Origin of the sequence: Bradyrhizobium sp. LMG 9283 (genome assembly GCF_045571415.1) — a bacterium.
Classification (GTDB): Bacteria; Pseudomonadota; Alphaproteobacteria; order Rhizobiales; family Xanthobacteraceae; genus Bradyrhizobium.
Window position 1 is genome coordinate 3,949,023 of record NZ_CP120691.1, and the last position, 24,684, is coordinate 3,973,706.

Annotated in this window: 31 protein-coding genes; 14 read left to right on the forward strand and 17 right to left on the reverse strand. The window is 64.6% G+C overall.

All coding sequences use genetic code 11. From position 1 onward, the window contains the following. The 12 genes from P6U29_RS18570 to P6U29_RS18625 form a co-directional block, all read right to left on the reverse strand. Positions 1 to 411, reverse strand: coding sequence for a c-type cytochrome (locus tag P6U29_RS18570; protein WP_407118881.1), 411 nt, complete (start codon positions 409 to 411; stop codon positions 1 to 3). Continuing rightward, a complete protein-coding gene (locus tag P6U29_RS18575) occupies positions 392 to 1,270 on the reverse strand; it encodes a cytochrome c oxidase assembly protein (RefSeq protein WP_407118882.1) in 879 nt (292 codons plus the stop codon). The genes P6U29_RS18570 and P6U29_RS18575 overlap by 20 nt, the downstream gene beginning before the upstream one ends. Beyond that, the gene (locus P6U29_RS18580; protein ID WP_407118883.1) at positions 1,258 to 1,602 is read right to left on the reverse strand and encodes a hypothetical protein; all 345 of its coding nucleotides are present in this window, start codon (positions 1,600 to 1,602) and stop codon (positions 1,258 to 1,260) included. Before P6U29_RS18580 ends, P6U29_RS18575 begins: the two co-directional genes overlap by 13 nt. Continuing rightward, on the reverse strand, positions 1,599 to 2,201 hold the full coding sequence (locus tag P6U29_RS18585; protein WP_407118884.1) for a heme-copper oxidase subunit III: 603 nt from the start codon (positions 2,199 to 2,201) through the stop codon (positions 1,599 to 1,601). The genes P6U29_RS18580 and P6U29_RS18585 overlap by 4 nt, the downstream gene beginning before the upstream one ends. Continuing rightward, complete coding sequence (gene ctaD, locus P6U29_RS18590) at positions 2,198 to 4,111, reverse strand: cytochrome c oxidase subunit I (protein ID WP_407118885.1); 1,914 nt, start codon at positions 4,109 to 4,111, stop codon at positions 2,198 to 2,200. The genes P6U29_RS18585 and ctaD overlap by 4 nt, the downstream gene beginning before the upstream one ends. Further along, positions 4,108 to 5,112 carry a cytochrome c oxidase subunit II gene (coxB, locus tag P6U29_RS18595; RefSeq protein WP_407119353.1) on the reverse strand — a complete coding sequence of 335 codons (1,005 nt, stop codon included), beginning with the start codon at positions 5,110 to 5,112 and terminating at the stop codon, positions 4,108 to 4,110. The genes ctaD and coxB overlap by 4 nt, the downstream gene beginning before the upstream one ends. Then, positions 5,112 to 5,669 (reverse strand): c-type cytochrome, encoded by a 558-nt coding sequence (locus P6U29_RS18600; RefSeq protein WP_407118886.1) that lies wholly within the window; start codon positions 5,667 to 5,669, stop codon positions 5,112 to 5,114. Before P6U29_RS18600 ends, coxB begins: the two co-directional genes overlap by 1 nt. A 73-nt stretch (positions 5,670 to 5,742) precedes the next feature. Then, the gene (locus tag P6U29_RS18605) at positions 5,743 to 6,897 is read right to left on the reverse strand and encodes a DUF305 domain-containing protein (protein WP_407118887.1); all 1,155 of its coding nucleotides are present in this window, start codon (positions 6,895 to 6,897) and stop codon (positions 5,743 to 5,745) included. Next, a complete protein-coding gene (locus tag P6U29_RS18610; protein ID WP_407118888.1) occupies positions 6,894 to 7,073 on the reverse strand; it encodes a CsbD family protein in 180 nt (59 codons plus the stop codon). The genes P6U29_RS18605 and P6U29_RS18610 overlap by 4 nt, the downstream gene beginning before the upstream one ends. A 162-nt stretch (positions 7,074 to 7,235) precedes the next feature. Further along, positions 7,236 to 8,840, reverse strand: coding sequence for an alpha-amylase family glycosyl hydrolase (locus P6U29_RS18615; protein WP_407118889.1), 1,605 nt, complete (start codon positions 8,838 to 8,840; stop codon positions 7,236 to 7,238). Continuing rightward, positions 8,821 to 9,426, reverse strand: coding sequence for a hypothetical protein (locus P6U29_RS18620; protein ID WP_407118890.1), 606 nt, complete (start codon positions 9,424 to 9,426; stop codon positions 8,821 to 8,823). The genes P6U29_RS18615 and P6U29_RS18620 overlap by 20 nt, the downstream gene beginning before the upstream one ends. A gap of 11 nt (positions 9,427 to 9,437) precedes the next feature. Then, positions 9,438 to 10,613 carry a zinc-dependent alcohol dehydrogenase gene (locus P6U29_RS18625; RefSeq protein WP_407118891.1) on the reverse strand — a complete coding sequence of 392 codons (1,176 nt, stop codon included), beginning with the start codon at positions 10,611 to 10,613 and terminating at the stop codon, positions 9,438 to 9,440. A gap of 164 nt (positions 10,614 to 10,777) precedes the next feature. On the opposite strand from P6U29_RS18625, the gene P6U29_RS18630 reads away from it, so the two are divergent. Next, complete coding sequence (locus P6U29_RS18630; protein WP_407118892.1) at positions 10,778 to 11,560, forward strand: SDR family NAD(P)-dependent oxidoreductase; 783 nt, start codon at positions 10,778 to 10,780, stop codon at positions 11,558 to 11,560. A 349-nt stretch (positions 11,561 to 11,909) separates the two neighbouring features. On the opposite strand, the gene P6U29_RS18635 is transcribed toward P6U29_RS18630, so the two are convergent. Together P6U29_RS18635 and P6U29_RS18640 are read right to left on the reverse strand one after the other, a co-directional pair. Further along, positions 11,910 to 12,101, reverse strand: a complete 192-nt coding sequence (locus P6U29_RS18635) for a hypothetical protein (protein ID WP_407118893.1) — start codon at positions 12,099 to 12,101, stop codon at positions 11,910 to 11,912. 70 nt (positions 12,102 to 12,171) lie between these two features. Next, complete coding sequence (locus P6U29_RS18640; protein ID WP_407118894.1) at positions 12,172 to 12,567, reverse strand: response regulator; 396 nt, start codon at positions 12,565 to 12,567, stop codon at positions 12,172 to 12,174. A gap of 86 nt (positions 12,568 to 12,653) precedes the next feature. On the opposite strand from P6U29_RS18640, the gene P6U29_RS18645 reads away from it, so the two are divergent. Next, positions 12,654 to 13,661: a chemotaxis protein CheB gene (locus P6U29_RS18645; RefSeq protein ID WP_407118895.1), complete on the forward strand. Its 1,008-nt coding sequence runs from the start codon at positions 12,654 to 12,656 to the stop codon at positions 13,659 to 13,661. A gap of 10 nt (positions 13,662 to 13,671) precedes the next feature. Next, positions 13,672 to 13,938, forward strand: coding sequence for a hypothetical protein (locus P6U29_RS18650; RefSeq protein ID WP_407118896.1), 267 nt, complete (start codon positions 13,672 to 13,674; stop codon positions 13,936 to 13,938). Here P6U29_RS18650 and P6U29_RS18655 read toward each other — a convergent pair. Then, a complete protein-coding gene (locus P6U29_RS18655) occupies positions 13,935 to 14,111 on the reverse strand; it encodes a hypothetical protein (protein ID WP_407118897.1) in 177 nt (58 codons plus the stop codon). The genes P6U29_RS18650 and P6U29_RS18655 overlap by 4 nt on opposite strands. A gap of 167 nt (positions 14,112 to 14,278) precedes the next feature. Here P6U29_RS18655 and P6U29_RS18660 point away from each other — a divergent pair, with 167 nt between their 5' ends. The 10 genes from P6U29_RS18660 to P6U29_RS18705 all read left to right on the forward strand — a co-directional run bounded on the left by P6U29_RS18660 (position 14,279) and on the right by P6U29_RS18705 (position 22,309). Further along, positions 14,279 to 17,452, forward strand: a complete 3,174-nt coding sequence (locus tag P6U29_RS18660; RefSeq protein ID WP_407118898.1) for a CheR family methyltransferase — start codon at positions 14,279 to 14,281, stop codon at positions 17,450 to 17,452. Beyond that, the gene (locus tag P6U29_RS18665; protein WP_407118899.1) at positions 17,452 to 18,198 is read left to right on the forward strand and encodes a Crp/Fnr family transcriptional regulator; all 747 of its coding nucleotides are present in this window, start codon (positions 17,452 to 17,454) and stop codon (positions 18,196 to 18,198) included. The genes P6U29_RS18660 and P6U29_RS18665 overlap by 1 nt, the downstream gene beginning before the upstream one ends. Positions 18,199 to 18,425: 227 nt before the next feature. Next, the gene (locus P6U29_RS18670) at positions 18,426 to 18,608 is read left to right on the forward strand and encodes a hypothetical protein (RefSeq protein ID WP_407118900.1); all 183 of its coding nucleotides are present in this window, start codon (positions 18,426 to 18,428) and stop codon (positions 18,606 to 18,608) included. Positions 18,609 to 18,744: 136 nt separating this feature from the next. Continuing rightward, a complete protein-coding gene (locus P6U29_RS18675) occupies positions 18,745 to 18,945 on the forward strand; it encodes a hypothetical protein (RefSeq protein WP_407118901.1) in 201 nt (66 codons plus the stop codon). Positions 18,946 to 19,239: 294 nt separating this feature from the next. Then, positions 19,240 to 19,458, forward strand: coding sequence for a hypothetical protein (locus P6U29_RS18680; RefSeq protein WP_407118902.1), 219 nt, complete (start codon positions 19,240 to 19,242; stop codon positions 19,456 to 19,458). Then, positions 19,451 to 19,651 (forward strand): hypothetical protein, encoded by a 201-nt coding sequence (locus P6U29_RS18685; protein WP_407118903.1) that lies wholly within the window; start codon positions 19,451 to 19,453, stop codon positions 19,649 to 19,651. Before P6U29_RS18680 ends, P6U29_RS18685 begins: the two co-directional genes overlap by 8 nt. A gap of 62 nt (positions 19,652 to 19,713) precedes the next feature. Beyond that, entirely contained in the window at positions 19,714 to 20,790 is a 1,077-nt protein-coding gene (locus P6U29_RS18690) for a flavodoxin family protein (protein ID WP_407118904.1), read from the forward strand. Then, complete coding sequence (locus P6U29_RS18695) at positions 20,787 to 21,689, forward strand: NAD(P)/FAD-dependent oxidoreductase (protein WP_407118905.1); 903 nt, start codon at positions 20,787 to 20,789, stop codon at positions 21,687 to 21,689. The genes P6U29_RS18690 and P6U29_RS18695 overlap by 4 nt, the downstream gene beginning before the upstream one ends. A 91-nt stretch (positions 21,690 to 21,780) precedes the next feature. Further along, entirely contained in the window at positions 21,781 to 22,110 is a 330-nt protein-coding gene (locus P6U29_RS18700; RefSeq protein WP_407118906.1) for a four-helix bundle copper-binding protein, read from the forward strand. A 10-nt stretch (positions 22,111 to 22,120) separates the two neighbouring features. Next, positions 22,121 to 22,309: a hypothetical protein gene (locus P6U29_RS18705; protein WP_407118907.1), complete on the forward strand. Its 189-nt coding sequence runs from the start codon at positions 22,121 to 22,123 to the stop codon at positions 22,307 to 22,309. 21 nt (positions 22,310 to 22,330) lie between these two features. On the opposite strand, the gene P6U29_RS18710 is transcribed toward P6U29_RS18705, so the two are convergent. Continuing rightward, positions 22,331 to 22,588 carry a hypothetical protein gene (locus tag P6U29_RS18710; protein ID WP_407118908.1) on the reverse strand — a complete coding sequence of 86 codons (258 nt, stop codon included), beginning with the start codon at positions 22,586 to 22,588 and terminating at the stop codon, positions 22,331 to 22,333. A gap of 285 nt (positions 22,589 to 22,873) precedes the next feature. On the opposite strand from P6U29_RS18710, the gene P6U29_RS18715 reads away from it, so the two are divergent. Continuing rightward, entirely contained in the window at positions 22,874 to 23,248 is a 375-nt protein-coding gene (locus tag P6U29_RS18715) for a hypothetical protein (protein WP_122402829.1), read from the forward strand. 4 nt (positions 23,249 to 23,252) lie between these two features. Here the strand turns inward: P6U29_RS18715 and P6U29_RS18720 are convergent, their stop codons facing one another. After that, positions 23,253 to 24,590 (reverse strand): polysaccharide deacetylase family protein, encoded by a 1,338-nt coding sequence (locus P6U29_RS18720; protein ID WP_407118909.1) that lies wholly within the window; start codon positions 24,588 to 24,590, stop codon positions 23,253 to 23,255. Between the last annotated feature and the right edge of the window lie 94 nt (positions 24,591 to 24,684).

Consider the following 24,684-nt stretch of genomic DNA (forward strand, 5'->3'; position numbering starts at 1 on the left):
TCATTGCGCATACAGGTAGGCCGCGACGTCACGCGCTTCGGCCTCAGTGATGCCGGTTGCGGGCATTGCCGTCCGTGGCGAGAAGGCCTGTGGTGTCACGATCCACTGGACCAGATTGTCCGGCGTGTTGGTCGTAACACCGGCGATGTAGACGCGTGATCTGAGACCGGAGAGGGACGCGCCGACCTGGCCGTCGCCGCCAGGAATGCCTGGAATGGTATGGCATCCCGCGCAGCCGTAACGGCGGATCAGTGCGGGCGCGCGGGCCGGATCACCCCCCGTTATGGCGCGGGCGATGCTTTCATTTTGCCGGCGCTCATTGCACACGAGGCCTGTCGCAACCACAGCAGCGAGAAAGAGGCTCGCTGTTCCCAATGCTATGATTGGCCAACTAGAGAGCGTGAAGCGCATCGGCTCGCTCCCTGCCGGACCGGCGAATCCAGAGCGCGATCAGCGCGAGCGCCGCGCCGGCATAGATCGTTCCCGCTGGCACCCACATGATAATGCCAGCCAGTTGCTGGTCCTCGAGCGGCGTCAAGCCCCAGGCCGCTGCGGCATCGGCTTCTTGCCGGTACAGGAGGTGCGGGGCCAGTGCCATCAGCGCACCGAGGATGCTCGTGTGCAGCATGGTGACGAAAACATGCCAGGCAGCGCTGCCGATTGGGCTGCGCCGGAACACAGACCACCAGAACAGGATCGCGGTCAGGAAGAAGCTCAGATGCTGCATCCGGTGCAGGAGGATATTCTCGACCGCGGCATCGAACAGCGCCGGCGCGTGCCAGGCCCAGATCGCGATCCCATGCAACAGCGTGGCGTTGCGGCCAGCGCTCAGCAGGCTCCACAGCCGCGTGATGTGCGGATGCCGCATCGCCCAGCCGATCGCGAGCCGCGTTCGCCGCGGCAGGGACCATAGCAACGGTCCGACCGGCCTTGCGAGCACAAGCAGCGGTGCCGCCACGGCTATGAGGATCTCGTGCTCGATCATGTGGAACGAGAGGAGACGCTCCCCGAGCCAGTGCAGCGGCGACACCAGCGCGGCTGCCAGCGTTAGCCAGCCCGCGCCGCAGATGACATCCTGCGCGATGCGTTTGCGTCCTTTCCGTGCCAGCACGAGCCTGCCGATGCCGTACATCAGGCCGAAAAGCGTGAGCGGTATGACGATCCACGGATCGAACGTCCAGCTTGGTGCCGCAGTCTGCGACGCCGAACCATGCGCGTAGATCGAATGCGGCATCGACCAAGCGATCGCGGCGAAGGTTATTTTTCGCATCCGGTCAACACCATTGCAGCGACGCCCTGCATCAGCAGAGCGAAAGTGAAGAGGCCCGCGGAGAGTGCACTCACGGTGCTGCCGAAATCGGCATTGCCCTGATGTCCGCCGGTTTTGCCGAGCACCCGCCGCGGAGACAGCCATGATGCGAGGCCCGACGCCGTCGTGAGCGCCGCACCAATGAACGAGGTGATGGCGGAGACGTGCAGCTGCGAGTGGCAATCGGCATAAGGCAGGATCTGTCCCAACTGCATGTTCGCAGCCCAGACCAGCGGCGCGAGCCACAGTCCCGCCCAGATCCAGAGATGGGTGAGGAGCTTTGACGCGCTCATAGCCGTGCCAGCCAGTAGATGCAGCCATAGATCGGAAGCCAGGTCGCGACGACAAAATTCCAATACATGGCGTTGTCCTGGACGTCGCCTAACCTCCTTGGGCTCCGGCTGTGCCGCGTGAACATCAGTGCAGCCAACACCAGCGTATCGACGAGATCGGTGATGATGTGGGCGGTGTGAAGGCCGAGCAGGGTCCACACCACTGAGCCATAGGCGTTGCTGTCCCAGCTTACCTTGAGGGCGGGGAATTCGAAGACGCGCACGATCAGCGGGAGGGTGCCGAGGATCGACATCATCACCATCCCGATCCGCACTTTGCGCAGGTCCTGCTGCTCGGCCCAGCGCGAGAGCAGGATATTGGGGACGAGACTGGCCAGCAGGATCAACGTCACGAGCGTGCCCGGGAGCAGATCGGGCGGCGGCGTGTTGATCGGCCAGGCCGTCGCCAAGCTCATCAGATAGAGATAGACGGCGATGACGAGCGCGAAGCCGGTGCCTTCGATCAGCATGAAGGTGAGCGTGCCCCACCAGGTGACGCTCGCGGTGTTCATCCCGTGTAGCGGCAATTTGCCGAGATCGAGCACGATCTTCTCTCTCATGACTCATCCTCCGGCGTACCCTTGGGCCAGAACCAGCCGATCAGCGCGACCGCGACCGGGATGGAGCCCCAGACGACGGCCCAGGGCGAGAAGATCGACCAGATCAACATGATCGTGGTCGCAATCGCTGCCCACAGCGGCCAGATGGAATTCTGCGGCGAGGCTTCGCGCGCCTGCGGTTCGGCCGTTGCCAGCGTGGTCACGATCAGTTCGCGACGATCGGTGCGCAGGCCATCGGCGACGGGGAGGATATCGCGGTCGTCCCACAGCGGATGCAGGCTGCCGACGACCGGGATCATCGCGAAATTGTAACTCGGGGGAGGGGATGTCGTCGCCCATTCCAGGGTCGGCGCATCCCAGGGATTGTCCAGCGCAATCTCTCCGAAGCGTGCGCTCCGCATGGCATTGACGAAGAACAGCAGGAAACCTGCTGTGAGGATCACTGCACTGAGGCTGACGAACAGGTTGAGCCCGTGCCAGGGCAGGTCGGGCTGATAGGTGTAGATGCGGCGCGGCATGCCCTCGAGCCCGAGGATGTGCATGGGAAAGAACGTCGCATTGAAGCCGACGAAGATCAGCCAGAACGACCACTGGCCGAGGGTTTCGCTCATCATGCGTCCGGTCAGCTTGGGAAACCAATAGTGGATGGCGCCAAGCAAGGGAAACACGGCGCCGCCGATCAGCACGTAGTGAAAATGCGCGACGACGAAATAGGTGTCGTGCGCCTGTGTGTCGAACGGCACGGACGCGACCATCACGCCGGTCAATCCGCCGATGACGAAGGTGACGATAAAGCCGATGATGAAGAGCAGCGGGCTCTTGAAGAGTGGCCTGCCGTCCCACAGCGTCGCAAGCCAGCAGAAGACCTGGATGCCGGCGGGGATCGCGATGGCCATGCTGGAGGCCGTGAAGAAACTGGCGCCGAGCCGCGGCAGTCCCGCCACGAACATGTGATGCACCCACAGGCCGAAGGAGAGAATGCCCGTCGCGATCAGCGCCATCACCAGGCCGAGATAGCCGAAGGCCGGCCGTCGCGCGAACGGCTCGATCATCGTCGAAACCATGCCCGCGGCAGGCAGGAAGATGATGTAGACCTCGGGATGCCCGAAGAACCAGAACAGATGTTGCCAGAGCAGCACGTCGCCACCCTCGGCCGGATTGTAGAAGTGCGTGCCGACGAGGCGGTCGAGGATCAGGCTGGTGCTTGCGAGCACGATTGCCGGCATTGCCATGATGACGAGGAACGACGTCACCAGCATGGCCCAGACGAAGATCGGGATGCGGTCGAGCGTCATGCCCGGCGCACGCTGCTTGAAGATGGTGACGACCAGCTCGATCGCGACCGCGAGCGCGGAGATCTCCGTAAAGGTGATCATCTGGGCCCAGATGTCGGCACGCTTGCCGGCGCCGTATTGCGGGCCGGACAGCGGCACATAGGCAAACCAGCCGACGTCGGGCCCCATGTCGAGCGCGAACGCAGTCCAGAGCAGCGCGCCGCCGGCGAGATAGATCCAATAGGAGAAGGCGTTCAGGCGCGGGAAGGCGATGTTGCGGGTACCGACCATTAGCGGCACGAGATAGACCGCCACGGCTTCCATGACGGGCACGGCGAACAGGAACATCATGTTCGCGCCGTGCATGGTGAAAATCTGGTTGTAGCGATCAGGTCCGATCAGGCGCGCCTCGGGCTGCGCGAGCTGAATTCGCATCAAGGCGGCGAGCACGCCGCCAAGGGCGAGGAAGACGAAGGCGGTGAAGATGTAACGGCGGCCGATGATCTTGTGGTCGACGGTCGCAAGCGCGCCCCAGAAGCCGGATGGCGTCTTCCACGTCTCCGCCAGCGAGTCGGCCGGGATCGTGCGCTCGACATCGATGTCGCGCGTGTCGGGCGCTGTAGCAGGACGATTCATTTCAGGCTCGCCAGATATGCGGACACCGCGCGCAGCTCGTCGGGCGTCAGCGGCACCATCGGCATGTTGTTGCCGGGCTTGATGGTCTGGGGATCGGCGGTCCAGGCCGCGAGCGAGCCGCGCGTGGTCTCGAACAGGCCGGCGGCGATGGTGCGCCGGCTGCCGACATGGGTGAGATCTGGCCCGGTGGTGCCCGCAGCGGCGGTGCCGCGGATGGTGTGGCAGGCCGCGCAGGGCTTTGTCAGGAAGGTCTGCAATCCCGTGGCGGTCTCTTCGTCGGGAGGAGTCGCCGCCGCTTGCCGCTGTGTTGCCGCCCATTCGGCGTACTCGTCCTGCGGCTCGGCAATCACCAGCAGCGCCATATGGGCGTGCTGCATGCCGCAGAACTCGGCGCATTGGCCGCGATAGATGCCGGCGTGCTCGGCACGGATGGTGAGCTCGTTGGAACGGCCGGGCACGAGATCCTGCTTGCCGGCAAGGCTCGGGACCCAGAACGAATGGATGACGTCGAGCCCTTCGAGCTTGAGGCGCACGTTGCGCCCGACCGGGATGTGGATCTCGTTGGCAGTCTCAAATCGGCTTGCCGGATCGGGCCCGATATATTCGAGACCCCACCACCATTGCAGCCCGCGCACGCGGATCGTCAGATCGTCCTGGCCCGCAACGCTGAGCGCGCGCGTCGCGACGAAGCTCATGGCGGTGAAGGTGCCGATGATGAGAACCGTGGCGACGACGGCACCGGTGACGGCAATGGTCATCCGTCGCTCACGTCCCGGCTCTGGCGAGACCGGCCGCGCATCGCGGCCTCGCCACAACGCGGCGATCAGCGCAACCATCACCAGCATCCAGATCAATGAGCAGACCGCGACGATCAGGATGATGAGGTGCTTTAGCGAGATCGCCGAGGTGCCGTAGACGTCGAGCGCGGATTGCCAATTGCCGCCGCAGCCGGCCAGCGGCGCGACGAGCAGGGCGCCCGAGCAGGCTCGGCGGAGGCGGATCACGGCGTCGGTCCCTGATCCGGATGGACGGGCGAGGGACCTTCGTCGAACAACAGCTTTGCCGGCGCCCGGTTCTCGGCGGGCCGGGTCTGCTTCTCGTCGTTGCGGCTGGGAGCTGCGGTCTTGCCTTGGTAGGAGCCGATGGTCTGCACATAGCCGGCGAGCTGCCAGATCTGATCTGTCGTCATCTTGTCGCCGAACGCCGGCATGCCGTGCGGACGCCCGTCGCGGATCGAGGCGAAGATCGAGACCATCTCGGGGCCGTAGGACCACCAGCCATCGAGGAAGCCGGGGCCGATGCCGCCCTGGCCGTCGCCATGGCAGCTCTTGCAGCCGAACCACGCATAGAGCCGCTTGCCCTGGCTGAGATTGTAGGCGTTGACCTCGTAGGGTTTGCCGAGCGAGAAATAGACGTCCGGCGGCGCGCCGCCGATGCGGTTCGGCATCAGCGCGATCTTGTCGAGCGCGTCGGCGATCGGTGGATCCAGCCGCAACACCCGCTCTTCACGCTGGCACCCGGCCAAGGCAGCTGCAAGACCAAGGAGAACGCCGGCCATCCGTTGCATCTGATCGCTTGAATTCAGGAACCTGTGATCCTCAATCGGCTCGCCGATCCAAGGTTCCTCAGGCTCAATTGACGTTGTCGCCGAACATGTTGCGGACACCTGTGATGACGGCGGCGAGGCCGCTTCCGCCGTGCATCAGCGCGATCTCGCCCTGCTGCTCGTGACGGATGGCATGCGCCATGATGCGCAGGCGAGGGTCGCCGCGGCTGTGCCACATCTGGTCGGCCATCCTGACCGCACCGCGGTGATGCCGGCTCATCGCCTCGACGAACAGCGTGTCGAACTGGTCCGGCGGCGCGGTCTTGACCTGGCGCATCTCGGCCGGCGTCAGGAAGCCCGGCATCGCCGCACGCTCCTCGGTGCTGCAATCGGGCATCTCCGTGTCGAACCAGCTCAGCCACCAATTCTCGAAGATCTGGTTCTCTCCGGTCTGGCTCGCGACCATCAGCATCGCGAGCTTGCGCAAATGTGGATCCTGCGCGCGCTCGGCGGCCGTCCGCGCCAGCTCGATGCCCTGGACATGATGCGTGGTCATGTGACGGATGTAGGCTTGGTCCTGATCCCTGTCGCGGCCCATCCACGGCAGCTCGTAACCATGACCGCCGAACAATGCGACCGCCCCGAGCACCACAATCACGGTCAGCGCGCCGGTCATCCAAATATTGGTGAACCGCACGTCGCGTGCAGGCGCAGTCCCGCGCCGCCAGCGCAGGCGCGCGAACAGGGGGTACATCACGGCCGAGGCACCATGGACCAGCAGGCCGATCCAGTAGGGTTGTTGCAGCGTGAACAGCGGCTGCCAGAATGGAAACAGCGGCACCAGCACGAACCATTCCATGCCTGACGAGAACACGGCCCAAGGCAGCGCCAGCAGCAGGATCGTCATTGGCCGCAAGCCCGCCGTCCAGCGCCCGAGCACACCGAAGAAAACCAGTGCCCAGGAAAAATCGGCCCATTGGTGAAACGCGATTCCCGTCAGGATCGCGCTCCAGGACGGCTCCGAGCCGATCGCCCAATCGCGCGCAGGAATTGCGGCGACAATCATCCAGTCGACGGCGGCGTCGCGGCCGATGCGGGCGGCGAAGAGCTGGCTGACGATGGTCGAGAACGTGCTGCTGACCAGGCCGAGGCTGGCTGCCGCAATCCAGCGCGAACGCCGCCGCTCGCCGGTGCTGCGCCGCGTCCCACGCGCGAGCGCTGGTCGCGGCTCTGCGTTCACGTCAGCTGCTTGAGCTTCTTCAGCGGATTGAGCTCGCTCGGCTTGTCCTGTTCGGCGCGCCCGCGCTCGGCTTGCGCCTTGCCGTCTTCATGCAGATCCTGGTCGCCGATGATTTCGCCGACGGCCTGCTTGGCCTTACCGGCGATCCGTTGCTGCAGAGCTTTGGTCTTGCCCATGAGCTGCCTCCGAATGTGCTGCCGACGCTCACGCCGCTACCCCGGCGCCTGAAGGGGGCGTGGGCGCCGGGGCTGCGGTCTTGCAAACTGCCTCCGGCGGCGGGGGGGAGACGCCGGAAGCATTGATGAGACGCTTCGCAACGCCGATGGTTCCTCTCGATATCACCGAGGTTCGAGCGCGATGATCACGCCTTCGTTGCCGCGGAGCAGGATGGATGCATCCGGCACCGGCTCGGTGCGGCGATCCAAATGCGTCGACATCAAGAGACGGCCGCTTCCTTGCCAGTGGAATTTCCGCGGTTCGGCCGCGACATTGAGTGCGACCAGAACCTCGTGACGACCGTCCCGCCGCTTGTAGGCGAGGACATCGTTCTGCGACCGCAGCGGTTCATATTCGCCCCGTTGCAGGCCGGCATGCGCGCGCCGCAGCGCCATCAATGCACGAAACAGCGCCAGGATCGAGTGCGCGTCGCGCTGTTGCGCGGCGATATTGGCCGCACCATCGGGTGGCTCCAGCGGCAGCCATGGACGGCCCGTGGTGAAGCCGCCGTCGGGACTGTCGTCCCATCGCATCGGTGCCCGTTCGGGATCGCGGCACAGGCCATAGCCTGGCACGAGCTTCTCGAAGGGATCGCGGACGCGGCCCGGCGGGATCGGCACGCGCTTGCGGCCGATCTCGTCGCCCATGAAGAAGAACGGCGTTCCCCGCAGCGTCATCAGCAGCATCGCCAGCACGCGCATCTGCGCCTCGCCGATCTTGCTCGCGATCCGTTGCTTGTCGTGGCCACCGATGACCCAGACCGGCCAGCCATCGTCCGGAATGGCATTGAGATAGGCGTCGATCGTGGCCTGCAGCGAGAGGGCGTCCCACTTTGAATCGAGCAGGGCGAAATTCAGCGGCAGATGCAGACGCGGCCGGTCGTTGCCGTAGAAATGGCCGATGCGGTCGGTCTTGCCCTGGACCTCGCCGCACAGCATCCGCCCGGCATAGGCATCGATCACCTCACGGATGAACTCGATGCAATCCATCGTCTCGGGCCGGTCATCGGTGAACACCGTCGTGTGCCGCTGCGGCGGCGGCTTGCCCTCGGCTTGCGGATTCGGCGGGTTGTCGCGCAACAGCTGATCCTTGATCAGGACCGCGCTGGCGTCGACGCGAAAACCGTCGACGCCCCGGTCGAGCCAGAACCGCATGGAATCGGCGATCGCGGCGCGCACCTGCGGGTTGCGCCAGTTGAGGTCGGGCTGCTCCACCAGGAAGGAATGATAGTAATATTGCCGCCGCGCCTCGCACCATTCCCAGCCGCTGCCGCCGAAGCGGCTCAGCCAGTTGTTGGGCGGCCCGCCGTTCTCGGCGGGGTCGGCCCAAATGTACCAGTCGGCCTTGGCGCTGTTGCGCGAGCTCGCGCTCTCGACGAACCATGCATGATCGTGGGCGGTGTGATTGGGGACGAGGTCGAGGATGAGCCGGATGCCCGCACCATGCAACGCGTCGATCAGGCGATCGAATTCGTCAAGGCTGCCGAAGACGGGATCGATCGAGCAATAGTCGGAGATGTCGTAGCCGAGGTCGCGGAACGGGCTCCTGTAGATCGGCGTCAGCCACACCGCATCGACGCCGAGCCATTTCAAATAGTCGATGCGTGACATCAATCCGGCAAGATCGCCCTTGCCGTCGCCGTTCGAGTCCTGAAAGGAGATCGGTGCGATCTCGTAGATGACGGCGGATTCCCACCACGCAGCTTCGTCACGGGACTCGACGCTCATCACCTTGCTTCACCTCGTTTGTCATGTCGTTGGTCTTGTCGTTTGTCATGTCGTTGGTCTTTGCGTGCGCCGCGATCTGCCTCGCCGCAGTGCGGACGCTCTCGATGCCCTTGGGAAAACCGCTGCGGTTCGGATAGAGCCTGCGCCGCGCATCGCGCGGCGGGCGCCGCGGCTTGGTGTCCTGCGCGGCGCGGTAGTCGAGCATGGCGATGCCGCCGACCATCAGCAGTGCCAGCGCGATGTTGCCCTTCTTGGGATTGTCCGACGTCAACCCCGACAACAGCGCGGCGGCATCGAGGCCGTCGCCGCCGATGCGGGCCCATAGGCCGGCGTTTTTCTCGACCGACAGCGTCATGATCCCGGCCATGATTTCGCGCAGGCCGAATGTCCGCACCAGCGTCTCATGCCCTTCCATGCCCAGCGTGTGCGTGACGCGCCGCGGCGCGAACAGCTCAACGACGCCGAGGCCGATGCTGAACCAGCCGAGTGCACGCGCGAGCTGGTCCGCCGGCTGCTTCAGGCTCGGTCCGCCCTCGACGATTTTGGGGTCGCCCTTGGTGCGCACGATGTTGGAGAAGTGAAACATGGCTTGCTCCTTCAGGGCTTCAGCACGACCTTGACGCAGGAATCGCGCTTGTCGCGAAACACCTGGTACATCTCCGGTCCCTGGGCGAGCGGGACATTGTGGGTGATGACGAAGGACGGGTCGATCTCGCCTTCTTCGATGCGGCGAAGCAGGTCGTCGGTCCAGCGGTTGACGTGGGTCTGGCCGGTCCGCATCGTCAGGCCCTTGTTCATGAAGGCGCCCATCGGGAGCATGTCGGACAGGCCGCTGTACACGCCTGCGACCGAGATGATGCCGCCGGGACGGCAGACATAGATCATCTCGCGCAGCACGTGGGGCCGGTCACTCTCGGCCATCACCATCTGCTTGGCGCGGTCGAGCAGGGTGTCGGGCAGCGACGGCATCACATGCGATTCCATGCCGACGCAATCGATGCATTTTTCCGGACCCCTGCCGTCGGTCAGCTCCTGGAGCCGCTCCACCACGCTCTCGGTCTCGAAATTGATCGTTGTGGCGCCGCCGGCCTCGGCCATGCTGAGCCGCTCCGGCAGGCAGTCGATCGCGATCACCTGGTTGGCGCCGAGCAGGATGGCGCTGCGGATCGCCATCTGTCCGACCGGGCCACAGCCCCAGATCGCGACCGTGTCGGTCGGCTCGATGTCGCATTGCACAGCGGCCTGCCAGCCGGTCGGGAAGATGTCGCTGAGGAACAGCAATTGCTCGTCGGGAATGCCCGCCGGCACCTTGATGTGGGTGGCGTCGGCAAAGGGCACGCGAAGATATTCGGCCTGGCCGCCGGGATAGCCGCCGGTCAGATGGGTGTAGCCGAACAGGCCCGCCGTGGTGTGCCCGAACACCTTGTCGGCCAGATGACGCTTGCGGTTGGTGGTCTCGCAGACAGAGAAATTGCCGCGCTTGCACTGGTCGCATTCGCCGCAAATGATCGTGAACGGCACGACGACGCGGTCGCCCTTTTTCAGCTTGCCGTTGACGCCCGAGCCGACCTCGACCACTTCGCCCATGGTCTCGTGGCCCATGATGTCGCCAGGCAGCATGCCCGGAATGAAATTGTGGAAGAGGTGCAGGTCGGAGCCGCAGATGGCGCAGCTCGTGACCTTGATGATGGCATCGCGCGGATCCTGGATCTCCGGGTCGGTGACGGTGTCGCACCTGATGTCCTCCTTGCCGTGCCAGACCAGCGCCTTCATCGTCCGTCCCTCCCGGTTGAGCCACGTGGCATCTAAGTCGAGGCACGATCGATGGTTGCTATTGCTGCGCGCAAATTGTTCGCGCTGCGCAAATAGGAACGAGAGAGCAGGGCAGCGATTGAGCGTGATCGCCTCAATTCCAAGACCTCAATAAGGATCTGCGCATGCCCGCCAATCAACTCGCCGTCGTCACAGGCGCCTCCACTGGTATCGGCCTGGAACTCGCCCGATGCTGCGCGCAGGTCGGATTCAACCTCGTCATCGCCGCGGATGAGCCTCAGATCGAACGCGTAGCGGTCGATCTGCGCCGACTCGGCGGCAGCGTGGAGCCAGTCGAGACCGATCTCGCGACCACCGAGGGCGTCGACAAGCTGTGTGCGGCGGTCGGCGACCGGCCGATCGACGCGTTGCTCGCCAATGCCGGCATCGGCCTCGGCAGGGCCTTCCTCGACCAGGACTTTGCCAGGGTGAAACACCTCATCGACACCAACATCACCGGCACGCTGTATCTGATCCACCGCGTCGGCAACGAGATGCTCCGCCGCAAGGCGGGCCGCATCCTGATCACCGGTTCAATTGCCGGCTTCATGCCGGGCAGTTTCCAGGCCGCCTATAACGCCAGCAAGGCGTTCCTCGATTCATTCTCGTTTGCGCTGCGCGAGGAGCTGCGCGACAGCGGCGTCACGGTGACGTGCCTGATGCCGGGTGCGACCGAGACCGAGTTCTTCCGCCGCGCCGACATGATGGACACCAAGGTCGGCACCGAGAAGAAGGACGGCGCCTACGACGTCGCCAAGGCCGGCTTCGATGCGATGCTGCGCGGGGAGGCCGACATCGTCACCGGGCTGAAGAACAAGATCCAGACCACGGTCGCGAACGTCACGCCCAACGAGATGCTGGCCAAGCAGCACCGCAAGATGGCCGAGCCCGGTACGGCGAGGTCGTAGAGCGACGCGTGCGCAATGCTGGCGAGCGCGGAAACCGTTTTGCGGAGAGAAAGCAGACCCGATTCACATAGCCTAATGCGCCGCCGCCCTCAAACCGTCAATTTGTACCGGCTGAAACAAGAGGGGGGCTGCGATGGCGATGGATCGTATCGAACAGGCCTTTGTCGCGACTGCGGTCACGGGTTTTCTTGTAATGATGGCCGCGATCGTCTGGATGATGATGAGCTGAAGCGGGGAGCTGGCCGTCTTGCGCATCGCGCTGCCTTACGCCGCAGTTATCCTGTGCCTGGCCGTAACAGCCTGGCTCGCTTTTGCACATGTGTTCTGATCACGATCAGCAAATACCAAGTCAGCGGTCTTGACCGGATTTCCGCTCGTCCTGGCGCGGCGGCATGTTTTGAGATTCCACGAGCTCATCGCGCAGGCGTTGCTCGGTGGCGAGATGATTGCTCTGGCGCAGCAGCGCCATGGCCTTGCGAACCAGATCGCGGGAATGTTTCACCAGCTGCTTGTCGGTGGTGGAATCGGGTGCGTAGATCATCGAGCGTTCCTTTAAGTCTTGCGAAAAAGGCGAAGGAACACGCGTCGTTGCGTGATCAAGCCCTGCGCAATCAAGCTCTGGGCTCGCCGATGAGCCCAGCCAGCGTCCGTGCCATCGCCGGAAGATCGATCGGTTTTTCCAGCAGCGGCACGTCCTGAAACTCGGGGCCGAGCGTGATCTTGTCGTATCCCGTGGTGAAAACGAACGGCACGTTCCGTGCCTTCAGTTCGCGGGCGATCGGAAAGATCATCTCGCTGCGAATGTTGACGTCGAGCACGGCGGCATCGAGGACGCTGCCGTCGTGCAGGATCTTGAGCGCGTCTTCGAAGTGGCCAACGGGACCTGCGATCTCCGCGCCCATGGCACTGAATGTTTTGCCGATGTCATCGGCGAGGAAATACTCGTCCTCGACCACGAAGATGCGACGCCCTGCGAGTGGTGCCCGCTGATGAGACGATGCCGCCATGGTGTCTCAGCCTCCAAACGCTAGGAACATACGCCGGCGATCCGCCTTGGTGCAAACTGCAAACGATGCAATCGGAGGCCGGTTCCATGAGCAACCGCGACATCATTGTCATCGGGGGCTCGGCCGGAGCGACCGGGCCGCTGAAGCAGATTTTGAGCCGTCTGCCAGCGGACTTGCCTGCCGCGGTGTTCGTCGTGCTGCACATTCCGGCCCAGGGCATCGGCATTCTCTCCACCGTCGCCAGCAGCGCCGGGCCGCTTCCGGTGCGCCAGGCCCAGAACGGCATGAAAATCGAGCCGGGCCAGGTCTATCTCGGTGCGCCTGACCATCATCTGCTGCTGTCCGGGGACCACATTCTCCTCGGCCGGGGACCGCGCGAGAACATGGTGCGGCCGGCGGTCGATGCCCTGTTCCGCTCGGCCGCCCTCTCTCACGGGCCGCGGGTGATCGGCGTGCTCCTCAGCGGCCTGTTGTCCGACGGCGCGGCCGGCCTCAACGCCATCAAGCGCTGCGGCGGCATGGCCGTGGTTCAGGACCCCGCGGACGCGATCTCGGACGAGATGCCGCGGCGCGCCATGGAGGCGACCACGGTGGACCTCTGCGTTCCCGGCGCCACTATGGGCGACGTGCTGTCCGAGCTCGTCAGGGAGCCGGCCGGTGCCGCGCTGCCGATCCCGCCCGAGATCAGGCTCGAGGTCGAGATTGCGGCCGGAGAGCGGATCGGAAGCGACAATCTCAGCGCGGTTGCCGACCCTGTCGGGCTGACCTGCCCGGCATGCGGCGGCGTGCTCTCGGAAGTCAAGGGCGCGCGCCCGATGCGCTTCCGCTGCCAGGTGGGGCACGGCTTCACGGCCGATGTGCTCGCCAAGGAGCAGGAAGGGCGGGTCGATGAAGCCCTGCGCGTGGCGCTGCGCATCATCGAGGAGCGCGCGGAGCTGGTGCAGCGCATGGCCGCGGACGGCCGCAGCAGCGGGCGGGCTGCCGTGGCGGAGATGTACGAGGCTAGGGCGCGCGAATATCGCGAATATGCCGACATGATCCGGCGTGTCGTGCTAAAGTCGCTCGACCCTCCCACCGGGGAGCGGGAGGCTTGAAGGCTTAGCCATGGCCATCTCCCTTGCCGAACGTACCGCACAGCTCAATGCCGAAGAGCACCTCCTGGTGAAGGCCGACAAGGACATCGAGGAGGGCTGGAAGCGCATCCGCGATCAGGAAGATCGGCTACGTGAGCTCATGGCCGGCGGACACGACACGCGCCAGGCGGAGCGGCTGGTCAGCCTGCTCAGGCAGACCGTGGTGGAATGGGAGCGGCACCGCGTCCTGATCGAGCAGCGGGTCGAGTATCTCCGCCAGGAGGTCGCGGTGGGCTAGTGGGGGGGGGGGGGGACGCGTCTCCTGAACTCTGCGCTGAGCTCGAACATGGCATCGAGCTGCCATTCTGCGTAGCGGCGCCAGCGCTCGTTCTCAGCCAGCAGGCGGCGGGCCTCCGTGGTGGCGTGCTCGGCGCGCTCGATCAGGGCGGCGAGCTCCTCGGAGATCGGCATTGGCAGGTTCCTCCGGTGCGCCTGGACTATGGCCCTGCCGGCCGGACCTGACAACACCAAAGGCTGGGACATTTCTGTGTTTAATGTGTTGGGATAATATCGATTTCTGCTATTTGCAGGAGCCGGGCGCCCGTTGGTCCCGGAAGAGAACAAGAGCCACCACAGCCATGCATGAAGTCGGCGACCAGCCGGTCCCAGGAGAGCGCCAGGTCAAGACTCCTCTGATCATAGGGGTCGGCGCCTCGCCCGGTGCTCTCGACAGCATCGAGCGGTTCTTTGGCAAGCTGACCGTCGGCGCCGATCAGGCCATCGTGCTGGCGCTTCAGCATCACGAGACTTACGACGAGCAGCGCTTGCGCGGCATCCTTCAGGCGGCGTCCAATGGCGGCAAGCTCGCTGATATCGGCGACGACCACCCGATCGAAGGCGGCGCGGTCTATCTCTGCCCGCCCGCGATGATCACGACGATCCAAGGCAACCGGTTCGCGCTGCGCAAGGCGGAGCAGGCGCCCGGCGAGCGGGCGACGATCGACAGCTTCCTGGTCTCGCTGGCGGAAGAGCGCGCCGAGCAATCGATCGGCGTGATCCTGGCCGGGACCGGCGGCGACGGCACGCTCGGTACCGCGGCCCTGAAAGACCACGGCGGTCTTGCCATCGCCGAAAAAGTCGCAGGGCCGGAACAGGCCGAGCATCTCCGCGACAGCAACACGCCCGCCGCTATCGCCGATTATGTGCTGCCGCCGGAAGAAATTCCCGAGCATATCCAGGTCTACGCCCGTCATCTCAGGCGCCTCGAGGAGAAGCAGGGCTTCGACGAGGTGCTGGCCGCCGCCGCGACCTCGTTGTCGCGCATCGCCGACATCCTGCGCAACAAGACCGGCAACGACTTCCACGGCTACAAGCAGAACACTTTCCTGCGCCGCGTGCAGCGGCGCATGCAAGTGGTTCAGATCGACGACATCGCCGCCTATGTCGATTACTTGCGCAACGACAAGGACGAGGCCCAGCACCTCTTCAACGACCTCTTGATCGGAGTCACGGAATTCTTCCGCGACAAACGCGAATTCGAGGTGCTGGAAAACCAGATCGTCCCGAAGATCTTCGAGGGCAAGGGCGCCGGCCAACAGGTCCGCGTCTGGGTGCTCGGCTGCGCCACCGGCGAGGAGGCCTATTCGATCGGCATCCTCCTGCGCGAGCACATGGCGCGGATGGATTCGGTGCCCCAGGTCCAGATCTTTGCCACCGACATCGACGGGCGCGCGCTGGCGACCGCGCGCGTCGGACGCTATCGCACCAATATCGAGGCGGACATGACCAGCGAGCGCCTGGCGCGCTGGTTCGTGCGCGAGGGCGATACCTATTGCGTGGTGAAGGAGCTGCGCGAGATGTGCATCTTCTCGCAGCACAACGTCATCAAGGATGCGCCGTTCTCCAAGCTCGACCTCGTCTCCTGTCGCAATCTGCTGATCTATCTCAATGCCGAGCTGCAGAACCGCGTGATTCCGCTGTTCCATTTCGCGCTGCTGCCAGAGCGCTATCTCTTCCTCGGCAATTCCGAGAACGTGACACGGCATCCCAAGCTGTTCGCGCCGATCGACCGCCGCGCCCGGATCTTCAAGAAGCTCGACACCGGAACGCGGCTGCCGCCGGAATTTCCGATCACGACCGCGGCCGGCAGGGTACCGGTCGAGGTGCCGTCGGTGCGCACGTTTGGACCCGACGTCGGCCTGGAACGGCGCGCGCAGCGCATCGCGGAGCGCTATGCGCCGGCCTATGTCATCACTGACGATCATTTCCAGGTCCTGCATTTCTCCGGGCGCACCGGCCGCTATATCGAGCCGACGGCAGGCGCCGCCACGCTCGACCTGTTGCAACTGGTGCACCGCGATCTCCGGCTGGAATTGCGCACCGCGCTCAGCCGCGCCGCCGAAACCAACGACCCCGTTCATGCCGAGCAGGTGCCACTCGGGGTCAACGGTCACCGCGTCCTGGTGGACATCACGGTCGAGCCGATCCAGGAGGGCGGGGGCGGCCATCGCAATTTCGTCGTTCTGTTCAAGGACGGCCCGGCGCGGACCATCGAAGCCGACAACGGCAACCCCAACGCACTGGTGCGCACCGAGCACGTCGAACGGCTCGAAAATGACCTGCGCGCCACCCGCGAACGCCTCCAGGCGACCATCGAGGAGCTCGAGAGCACCAACGAGGAGCTGAAATCGTCCAACGAGGAATACCAGTCGCTCAACGAGGAGCTGCAGTCGGCGAATGAGGAGCTGGAGACCTCGCGCGAGGAATTGCAATCGGTCAACGAGGAGCTGACCACCGTCAACGGCGAGCTGGCGCACCGCGTCCAGGAGCTGACGCGGGCCACCAGCGACCTCAAGAATTTCCTCGAGAGCACACAGATCGCAACGGTGTTCCTCGACAATGATCTGCGCGTGATGAACTTCACGCCCGCGATCACGCAGCTCCTGCACCTGGTCGAAACCGATACCGGCCGGCCGATCAGCCATATCAAGGCGCGCATCCCGATCGAGGAGCTCTACGACGACATCCGTCGCGTGCTGCGCACCCTGGCCAGCGCCGAGCGTGAGCTGAGCGCGCCCGACAGCGGCACGCGCTACATCGTGCGCATCCTGCCTTATCGCAGCATCGACAATTTCATCGCCGGCGTCATTATCACCTTCATCGACGTCACCGCGATCACCCGCGCCGAGGAGCGGCAACGCCTGCTGCTGGCGGAGCTTCAGCACCGCGTTCGCAACACGCTTAGCGTTGTCCGCTCGATTGCCCGCCGGTCCGCCGAATCCAGCGCCACCGTCGAGGGATATGCCTCGCATCTCGACGGCCGGCTGAATGCCTTTGCTCGGACCCAGGCTTTGGTGACCCGCGATCCCGAAGGGGGGGTAGACCTCGAATATCTGGTGGTCGAGGAGCTACTCGCCTATAATGCGCGGGAAGGCGAGCAGATGCGGGTCTCGGGGCCGAAGGTGCGCTTCCAGCCCAAGGCCGCGGAAACTTTTGCGCTCGCCATTCACGAGCTCGCGACCAATGCGCTGAAATACGGCGCCTTGAGCCAGCCTGCCGGGCGCATTGAAATCAATTGGCGCTTCGATGAGGCCATTGAGCCTGCGGAGCTCGTGTTCGAATGGCGTGAGCGCGGCGGGCCGCAAGTCAAGCCGCCGCCCCGGAAGGGATTCGGTACCGAGCTTCTGGAGCGTACTCTGGCGTTCGAGTTGAAGGGGCAAACCACGATGGCGTTCAACTCCGTCGGGCTGCAATGCACCATCACCATCCCAGTGAGCAAGCGCACGTTTCATAAAACGGTACTGACCGGCTGATGTCTCTATCGACCTCCGATCGCAGCTCGGTGGAAACGGTCATTCGCCGGCTGAGTACACTCAGGCCCTTGTCGGCAGAAGCCCGTACATCGCTCGAATATGCGATGCTCGAAGGGCTCCAGCGTGCCGGACCAGGTGAGGACCTGATTTCCGAGGGCGATCCGGTCGACAGTGTTCGCATCGTTCTTTCGGGCTGGCTCTGCCGTTACAAGACCCTGGAAGACGGCCGCCGCCAGATCGTGAACTTCATCTTTCCGGGCGAGACCTGCGATGCCAACGCATTCCTGCTCGCGGTGATGGACCATTCCATCGCGACGATGACGCCCGTGCTATACAGTGAGATCAAGCGCGCGCGTTTCGAGAGCCTGCTTGCGGGGGACCGCTCGCTTGCCGAAGCGTTTTGGCGCGAGACCCTCGTCAACGCCGCAATCCAGCGTGAATGGGCCATCAATCTTGGCCGCCGCGTGGCCCTGGAGCGAGTCGCCCATCTGTTCTGCGAGATCGTCGAGCGGCTTCGCCCGGTCGGAATGGTCGACGGCAATTCCTGCGTGATGCCGGTGACGCAGATGGATCTCGCCGATGCCACGGGACTATCGGTCGTCCACCTCAATCGGACCCTTCAGGAGCTGCGGGCATCGGGCTTGATCGTGCTGCGCGAGCGCACATTGACCATTCCCGATCTCGACGCCCTGAAGGATGCAGCGCTGTACTCGCCGAACTATCTGCAGCTCTATCGACGCGACTGATGTGAGACGGCCAAGCACCTCCTGGCTCGCGGCGGCGTTTTGGCTAAGGAAATCGGGGGGATCTGCCTGTCAATTCCCGTTTCGGCCACCGGTTCTTGGTCGAACAACGGCCGGAGAGGGTTGCGTACGCTTGATCCAAGTTAATCAGCGACGCTTTTTGAGCGATTGGCGCGATTTGAGTAACCTATGCAAGAGCGTGCTGTTGAGCTTTGTTGCATCATGGCTGAATGCCTGACGCCCTGTTTGCCCGCGCTGCACGCGCTATTGAAGAGAGCCGCGCCCTCCGGGAGCAGCATAGACAGTCTGCGGATCACTATGGCGAAGCCGTGAACGATTTGCGTTTGGCCATCATGGACAGCGCCATGCTTCGCTCGGAGATCAAGGCGCGCCGGGACAACGAGGAACCGTAGGTCCAGTCTTTTCGCTGAAACAAGCAACTGTTCCCCCTCCGCAACGTTGATCGTCTGCCAGGCTGCGCGGCTCGGTACCCACCGGACGTCAGGACGCAACGGCGCGCTCGACCTCATGCACCAGGGAGAACGCCTGATGACGACGCGACATCGGTTCAAGCAAGTAGAGACTCTGGAGGCACGGCTGGCCGCCGAGGCGGAACGGCTGCGCCAACAAGCCAGCACGCTTCCGCCCGGCGCGGCGCGCGACGAGATGTTGCGCAAGGCGCGCCAGGCGGAAACGGGGTCTCAGATGAGCGAATGGCTGCGGTCGCCGGGGCTGCAGCCGCCCGAATAGATTGTAATGGGCCCGGCAGTCCGCCGCTAACGCCGCTTCGCTGGCTTGGCGCCGGCTACTCTTGCCATGATGATCCCCCTTTGAAGTCGTCCGGCCGCGCCTGTCGCTGGCGCAAAATTATGCAGCGTTAACTTACTGAAATGCTGGAACCGGCTGTTGCGGCGGAAGCTACAAACGTTGCCGGGCTGGGCCGCCCCAACCGGCAAGCGACTTGAGTGAGAGAACTTGGCGCCCGGCGCCCGTCCCCCCGCCGGGGCCGATTTCCTTCCAACCGAATTGTCCGCGACAGTGAAAATGACCGCTAAACGTAACCGCAGGAAACAGACCCAATCGCTCCAGGAGCGGTTGACTGCTTTCGCCGAAAACGCCCGCGAGCGCGCCCGCACCCTGCCGCCCGGCAGGGAACGTGAGATGCTGCTGCAACGCGCCAAGCAGAACGAAATGACCTCGAGCCTGACGGACTGGCTGACCGCGCCCGTCTCTACAAGGCGAGGTCATAGTAGTAATGGGTAGCATCAAGCACTACCGCGCGTTCCAGATCGATCCGGACGGGCGGGTGTTCGGATGCATCAATCTGGTCTGCGACGATGATGAGCAGGCCAAGCGCGAGGCGGCCACGCTCGTGCTGAACCAACGCATCGAGCTGTGGCGGCTCGACCGGCTGATCGCGCAATTCGATCTGCCGCAGCCGGTTGCTTGCCAGTAGAGTCCAGGGAACCGCGCGCTGCGCGACGGGTTGGTTGATGACCGACTTCGCCAGGAGCCAGCATGACGGACGCCGACGTTCGCAAGGGGATGCCGCCCGTCAAGCTGTCGCGCGAGGAGTTCGAGCGCCGCTACAAGCGTCAGTTCGTCGATCCCGCCTTTGCCCCGCTCGGACGGGAGCTCGATGCCATCACCGCTGCAGCCTGGGACGCCTACAGCCATTCGCGCAAGGCGCCGTTGACGCGGAAGGCGGGCGCAGGTTTCTCCGATCCCGACTACGATCTTGCCGTCGACTGGCTCGATGCCCGCGCAAAAATCCTGGAAGCGCAACGGCGCCACGACGATGCGGACGAGACGCCGCGCATTCTCCTCATCAACGGCTCGACCCGCAGCGAGCACACCTGTCCCGGGGAGATGTCCAAGACCTGGCGGCTGGTCAAACTGGCCGAGCCTGTTTTCATCGAGATGGGATTTGCCGTCGACATCCTCGATCTGTCGCGCCTCGCCTCGGAATTCGGCAAGACCATTCATCCCTGCAAGACCTGTGTCGGCACGGCCATGCCGCTCTGCCATTGGCCGTGCAGCTGCTATCCTAACTATTCGCTGGGGCAGACCGGCGACTGGATGAACGAGATCTATCCGCTCTGGGTTGCGGCCCACGGCATCCTGATCGTGGCGCCCGTGAACTGGTATCACGTGCCCGCCGGGCTCAAGGCGATGATGGACCGCATGGTCTGCGCCGATGGCGGCAATCCCGATCCGACCACGACCCACGGCAAGAACGCCGCTGAAGCCAAGGCGCTGGAGCTGAAGGGCTGGTCCTATCCGCGCCATCTCGCCGGCCGTCATTTCGGCGTCGTCGTTCACGGCGATGCGGTCGGCGCCGAGGGCGTGCGCCGGGCGTTGTCGGATTGGTTGACCGACATGCAGCTGATCTCGGCGGGCCGCTACGCCGAGCTCGACGGCTATGTCGGCTATAGGGAGCCATACGCCACCTCGCATCGCGATCTCGATGACGACAGCGACTTCCAGCAAGAGGTGCAGAATGCGGCGCGCGCGCTCGGCAACGCAGTCCGGCTGGCAAGGAGCGGGCGCCTCGGCGATCCCGGTGCCGGTCTTGCGGACCCGACCCCCAAATGACCGGCGCGCCGCCGCTTGAATGTCTGATCGTCGGGGGTGGTCCGGCTGGGCTGATGGCCGCGATCTATCTGGCGCGCTTCCGCCGCCGCGTCTGCGTCGTGGACGCTGGTGCGAGCCGGGCGGCGCTGATCCCGCGCAGTCACAATGTCCCGGGATTCGTCCACGGCCTGTCCGGGACGGAGCTGATCGAACGGATGTCAGCCCAGCTGGACCAGCTCGCCGTCGCGCGTGTGGACGCCGAGGTCACCGCGCTGCAACGACTCGATCATGGTTTTCTGGCGAGCTGGAATGGCGGCGAGCATGCAGCCGCCACCGTTGTTCTCGCCTGCGGGATCGTCGATACCCATCCGCCGTTCGACGAATGGCGGGCCGCCGTCGCGGATGGGCTGTTGCGCTATTGCCCGATATGCGATGCGTTCGAGGCGACCGGCCGCCGCATCGGCGTCATCGGCCCGCTCGCGCGTGCTGCGGGCAAGGCGCTATTCCTGCGCGGCTATTCGCGCGACGTGACGCTGCTCGCAATCGGGCCGGATGACGATCAGGCCGCAACGTCACGGCTGGCCGAGGCGGACGTGGAGGTCGTGTTCGCGCCCGATCTGCGTTTGCGGCGGAGAGGCGAGGGCATCGAAGCGGTCTTTGCAGGCGGCCGCACCGCGCAATTCGAACTGATCTATCCCGCGATGGGCGCGGAGGTACGCTCGCAGCTCGCGACGGCGCTGGGCGCCGAGCACGCCGGGGAGGGTCATCTGAAGGTCGACGACCATCAGCGCACGTCGATCCGCGGGCTCTACGGCATCGGCGACGTCGTCACCGACCTGCACCAGATCTCTGTCGCGTTCGGCCACGCCGCAATCGCCGCCTGCACCATCCACAACAGCCTGCCGCCGCGATTGGCGTGACCGGGACCGCTCACAATCAACCGGAACCGGGAACGAAGCGCGTTGCCCTGCTTTGGTCGAGCGGAGCGGGGCGCGCAATTGGAGACAACCGATGGCTCAATCCGAAGAGATGACCCGCTGCATCGAACTCTGCATGAGCTGCTATCAGACATGCCTCGGCACGGCGATGAACCATTGCCTTGAGAGCGGCGGCAATCACGTCGAGCCAAAACACTTCCGTCTGATGATGGCCTGCGCGGAGATGTGCCGGACGGCCGCGCATTTCATGCTGATCAACACGCCGCATCACAAGCATACATGCGGTGAGTGCGCCGAAATCTGCAGCGAATGCGCCGAGGATTGCGCGCGGATCGGCGGCATGGACGAATGCGTCGCGATGTGCCGTTCCTGCGCCCAATCCTGCCGCACGATGGCGGCCTGAGGAGGGGCCCATGCTGGAAGAAAAGCTCAAGGAAGCGATCGTCGGCGAGTTGCAGCGTCAGGCCGCCGACCGGCCGCAATCGCTCAAGGTCCAGGGCGCGGGAGATGCGAAAGGCTCGGAGGAGCTGATCGTCAACGGCAAGATCGATCTTGGCGCGCTGGTCATGGTGATCGCGGGATCAGTCGCCGGCGGGCCTTAGCTCGATGGTCGACCGGCGCCCTTAGCCATACTCCTCGCCGATGCCGTATTCCCGGTAGATCTCCAGCGGGTCGAGCCCGGGAAACAGGCGGCATTTGGCCTGAGCCAGGTGCAGCCTCACCGCCGCCGGCTCCTTGCCGTTCGCGAGCAGTTTGCGGATGTCGTCCATGTGTGCGTTCGGCCGGTGCTTCGGCTCGAGCTGCTCCAGCGCGACCAGGGCGGTTGCGAGCGCCTCCGTCAGCACCCACTCGTCGTGGCCCGTGATTCCCTTCTTCGGCATCGGCAGACCCCAGATGTGGCGGCCGGTCCCCAGTCTATCGCGACTTCAGCCAAATCGCCATTGAGCCGTTGCGGCCGCCGGTGTCGCCATGGACCGGCGGCGTGCTCCGGCTTGCATTATGGCCGGGTGTGGCTAAAAGGCGGCGGGTGCGGGGCGATCGTATCTTTGTTGAAATAGACTTGGCGTAGACGGGCCTGGACGGCATCCAGGCCGGCCAGTCCGGTTTGGCCCCTGATCCCGTACGCGCAACGATCCGATTGCGCTACCCTCAAGGCTCGAGCGCGCATGGTCTTTCTCAGCTTCGTCTATCGCTTCTTCACCAACTTCGCCTTCATGGCGATGGTCTATTTCAGCCTGAACTTCATGGAGAAATATCAGAACCGGGCGATCATCGCGATCCTGGTGCTGGTCTATGCCGCCATGCGCGCGGCCTCGACGTTGCGCGCGTTCTACTTCTTCCAGAAAATCGAGAAGCTGGAGGCAGAGACCAAGCGCCTTCAGGCTCCGATCAACGACGGTTCGGGCGGAACCACGGCACGCAAGCAAGTCGTCGCCGACGTTGCACGGCTGCGGCGTGACGGCGAGCTCAAGTCCTATATGGACCTGTTTTTCTTGGCACTGATCGTGCTGCTCTGCGTCGCCGCAATCATGCGGCAGTGAGGGCTTAAGCGCGCTTCTTCAGACTGGCGACGCGGGTCGGGCGGGGTGTAGCGCTCTTGGAGGCCGCGCCCTTGGCTGCAGTTCTCTTGGCTGCAGTGCTCTTGGGTGCAATGTCGATGGGTTGCGCGGCATGATCCGGTGCCGCCGCTGCATGCGCTGTACGCCGCCCTTGCAGCCTGGCTGTCTTGCCCTTTGCTGCGTTGCCCTGTGCTGCCTTGCCCCTGGCCGCATGAGGTGTCTCGGCTGCCATCGCCAGCCGCGTCGCGGCACGCCGCGACAAGGTCGTCGATAACAGCACCTCGACCGAGCCTTCCGGAATCGCGAACAGATCGCGGTCGGGGACGGGCAGGGTGGATGCGATGTCCATCTGCCCCTTGGTCCGGCGCGGCAGCAGCGGCTGATGCTCGGCCCGCGCATTGAGGTCGGCAAGCGCGGGCGCCGGCAGCATCCGGGTCTGCGTGAATACGAAATTCGGCACGCGCGGCCAGCGCGCGATCGGCGTCGTCTCGGTCGGCGGATGCAGCAGCCATTCGACCGCCGTGGTCGGCGTCGCCGGCCGCTCGGCAGTCGCGGGCACCACATGCACGATGCGATAGCCGCGCGCCTTGAGGTCGCGGATGATCTTCGGCAGCGCCGCCACGGTGCGGGCCTGGATGTCGTGCAGCAGCAAAATGCCCTTGCCCTTGGCCTCCAGCCGCTGGATCGCGAGCTGATAGACGCGGTCGGACGACACGTGCCGCCAGTCGTCGGCCGGGAAGTCGGCGCTCCACACCTGGATGCCGCGCGAGATCAGAAGGTTCTCGACGCCCTCGGCGCGCATCAGGCCCGGAATGCGGAAGAACGGGGCGAGTTGGGATGGATCGGTCATCGCGGCCGAGGTCCATTCGATGCCGCCGTTGATCTCGGCCTCGGCCTTTTCGATCGGCATCCGGTCGAAGGTCAGCGGATGGTCCATGCTGTGCGTGCCGACCGTGTGGCCCGCCGCGACCAGCTTGCGCACGCCTTCCGGATTGGCCTTGGCCTGATTGCCGATGATGAAGAAGGTCGCCTTGATGCACTCGTCGGCGAGGATCTTCAGCACCTGGTTGGAATATTTTGGCAACGGACCGTCGTCGAAGGTCAGGACGACCTCATGATCCTTCAACGGCAGCGTCTCGCGGTACTGCATCGTGCCGATGCGCGGATGCTCGCGCGGATCGACCACGAGGGTGCGGGACGTCCCAAGCGCGTCCGGGTGGCCGGGGCAGTCGGCCGCAAGCGCCGCCGGCGAACCGACGCTCAGCATTCCCAGACAGAGGACGATCCACGATCGCGTCCGCAAGACAACGCTACTTCCGATCATGAACCCGGTCTGCCCTCATGCAATTGGCGCCTAAATAGGTCGGAGATGCCCCAAAACGGTTCAGCCGCAGCCGCCCTCAACTTGCACGGGATAG

Excerpts from the sequence above, each read along its gene's own strand:
- P6U29_RS18600 (WP_407118886.1), bottom strand. The coding sequence starts at position 5,669 with ATGGCCGGCGTTCTCCTTGGTCTTGCAGCTGCCTTGGCCGGGTGCCAG.
- P6U29_RS18665 (WP_407118899.1), top strand. The coding sequence starts at position 17,452 with ATGTCTCTATCGACCTCCGATCGCAGCTCGGTGGAAACGGTCATTCGC.
- P6U29_RS18570 (WP_407118881.1), bottom strand. The coding sequence starts at position 411 with ATGCGCTTCACGCTCTCTAGTTGGCCAATCATAGCATTGGGAACAGCG.
- P6U29_RS18585 (WP_407118884.1), bottom strand. The coding sequence starts at position 2,201 with ATGAGAGAGAAGATCGTGCTCGATCTCGGCAAATTGCCGCTACACGGG.
- P6U29_RS18660 (WP_407118898.1), top strand. The coding sequence starts at position 14,279 with ATGCATGAAGTCGGCGACCAGCCGGTCCCAGGAGAGCGCCAGGTCAAG.
- P6U29_RS18720 (WP_407118909.1), bottom strand. The coding sequence starts at position 24,590 with ATGATCGGAAGTAGCGTTGTCTTGCGGACGCGATCGTGGATCGTCCTC.
- P6U29_RS18610 (WP_407118888.1), bottom strand. The coding sequence starts at position 7,073 with ATGGGCAAGACCAAAGCTCTGCAGCAACGGATCGCCGGTAAGGCCAAG.
- P6U29_RS18575 (WP_407118882.1), bottom strand. The coding sequence starts at position 1,270 with ATGCGAAAAATAACCTTCGCCGCGATCGCTTGGTCGATGCCGCATTCG.
- P6U29_RS18650 (WP_407118896.1), top strand. The coding sequence starts at position 13,672 with ATGGCCATCTCCCTTGCCGAACGTACCGCACAGCTCAATGCCGAAGAG.
- P6U29_RS18625 (WP_407118891.1), bottom strand. The coding sequence starts at position 10,613 with ATGAAGGCGCTGGTCTGGCACGGCAAGGAGGACATCAGGTGCGACACC.
- P6U29_RS18675 (WP_407118901.1), top strand. The coding sequence starts at position 18,745 with ATGACGACGCGACATCGGTTCAAGCAAGTAGAGACTCTGGAGGCACGG.
- P6U29_RS18580 (WP_407118883.1), bottom strand. The coding sequence starts at position 1,602 with ATGAGCGCGTCAAAGCTCCTCACCCATCTCTGGATCTGGGCGGGACTG.
- P6U29_RS18715 (WP_122402829.1), top strand. The coding sequence starts at position 22,874 with ATGGTCTTTCTCAGCTTCGTCTATCGCTTCTTCACCAACTTCGCCTTC.
- P6U29_RS18680 (WP_407118902.1), top strand. The coding sequence starts at position 19,240 with ATGACCGCTAAACGTAACCGCAGGAAACAGACCCAATCGCTCCAGGAG.
- P6U29_RS18710 (WP_407118908.1), bottom strand. The coding sequence starts at position 22,588 with ATGCCGAAGAAGGGAATCACGGGCCACGACGAGTGGGTGCTGACGGAG.
- P6U29_RS18630 (WP_407118892.1), top strand. The coding sequence starts at position 10,778 with ATGCCCGCCAATCAACTCGCCGTCGTCACAGGCGCCTCCACTGGTATC.
- P6U29_RS18635 (WP_407118893.1), bottom strand. The coding sequence starts at position 12,101 with ATGATCTACGCACCCGATTCCACCACCGACAAGCAGCTGGTGAAACAT.
- P6U29_RS18615 (WP_407118889.1), bottom strand. The coding sequence starts at position 8,840 with ATGAGCGTCGAGTCCCGTGACGAAGCTGCGTGGTGGGAATCCGCCGTC.
- P6U29_RS18695 (WP_407118905.1), top strand. The coding sequence starts at position 20,787 with ATGACCGGCGCGCCGCCGCTTGAATGTCTGATCGTCGGGGGTGGTCCG.
- P6U29_RS18645 (WP_407118895.1), top strand. The coding sequence starts at position 12,654 with ATGAGCAACCGCGACATCATTGTCATCGGGGGCTCGGCCGGAGCGACC.
- P6U29_RS18640 (WP_407118894.1), bottom strand. The coding sequence starts at position 12,567 with ATGGCGGCATCGTCTCATCAGCGGGCACCACTCGCAGGGCGTCGCATC.
- ctaD (WP_407118885.1), bottom strand. The coding sequence starts at position 4,111 with ATGAATCGTCCTGCTACAGCGCCCGACACGCGCGACATCGATGTCGAG.
- P6U29_RS18690 (WP_407118904.1), top strand. The coding sequence starts at position 19,714 with ATGACGGACGCCGACGTTCGCAAGGGGATGCCGCCCGTCAAGCTGTCG.
- P6U29_RS18705 (WP_407118907.1), top strand. The coding sequence starts at position 22,121 with ATGCTGGAAGAAAAGCTCAAGGAAGCGATCGTCGGCGAGTTGCAGCGT.
- P6U29_RS18685 (WP_407118903.1), top strand. The coding sequence starts at position 19,451 with ATGGGTAGCATCAAGCACTACCGCGCGTTCCAGATCGATCCGGACGGG.
- P6U29_RS18700 (WP_407118906.1), top strand. The coding sequence starts at position 21,781 with ATGGCTCAATCCGAAGAGATGACCCGCTGCATCGAACTCTGCATGAGC.
- P6U29_RS18670 (WP_407118900.1), top strand. The coding sequence starts at position 18,426 with ATGCCTGACGCCCTGTTTGCCCGCGCTGCACGCGCTATTGAAGAGAGC.
- P6U29_RS18620 (WP_407118890.1), bottom strand. The coding sequence starts at position 9,426 with ATGTTTCACTTCTCCAACATCGTGCGCACCAAGGGCGACCCCAAAATC.
- P6U29_RS18655 (WP_407118897.1), bottom strand. The coding sequence starts at position 14,111 with ATGCCGATCTCCGAGGAGCTCGCCGCCCTGATCGAGCGCGCCGAGCAC.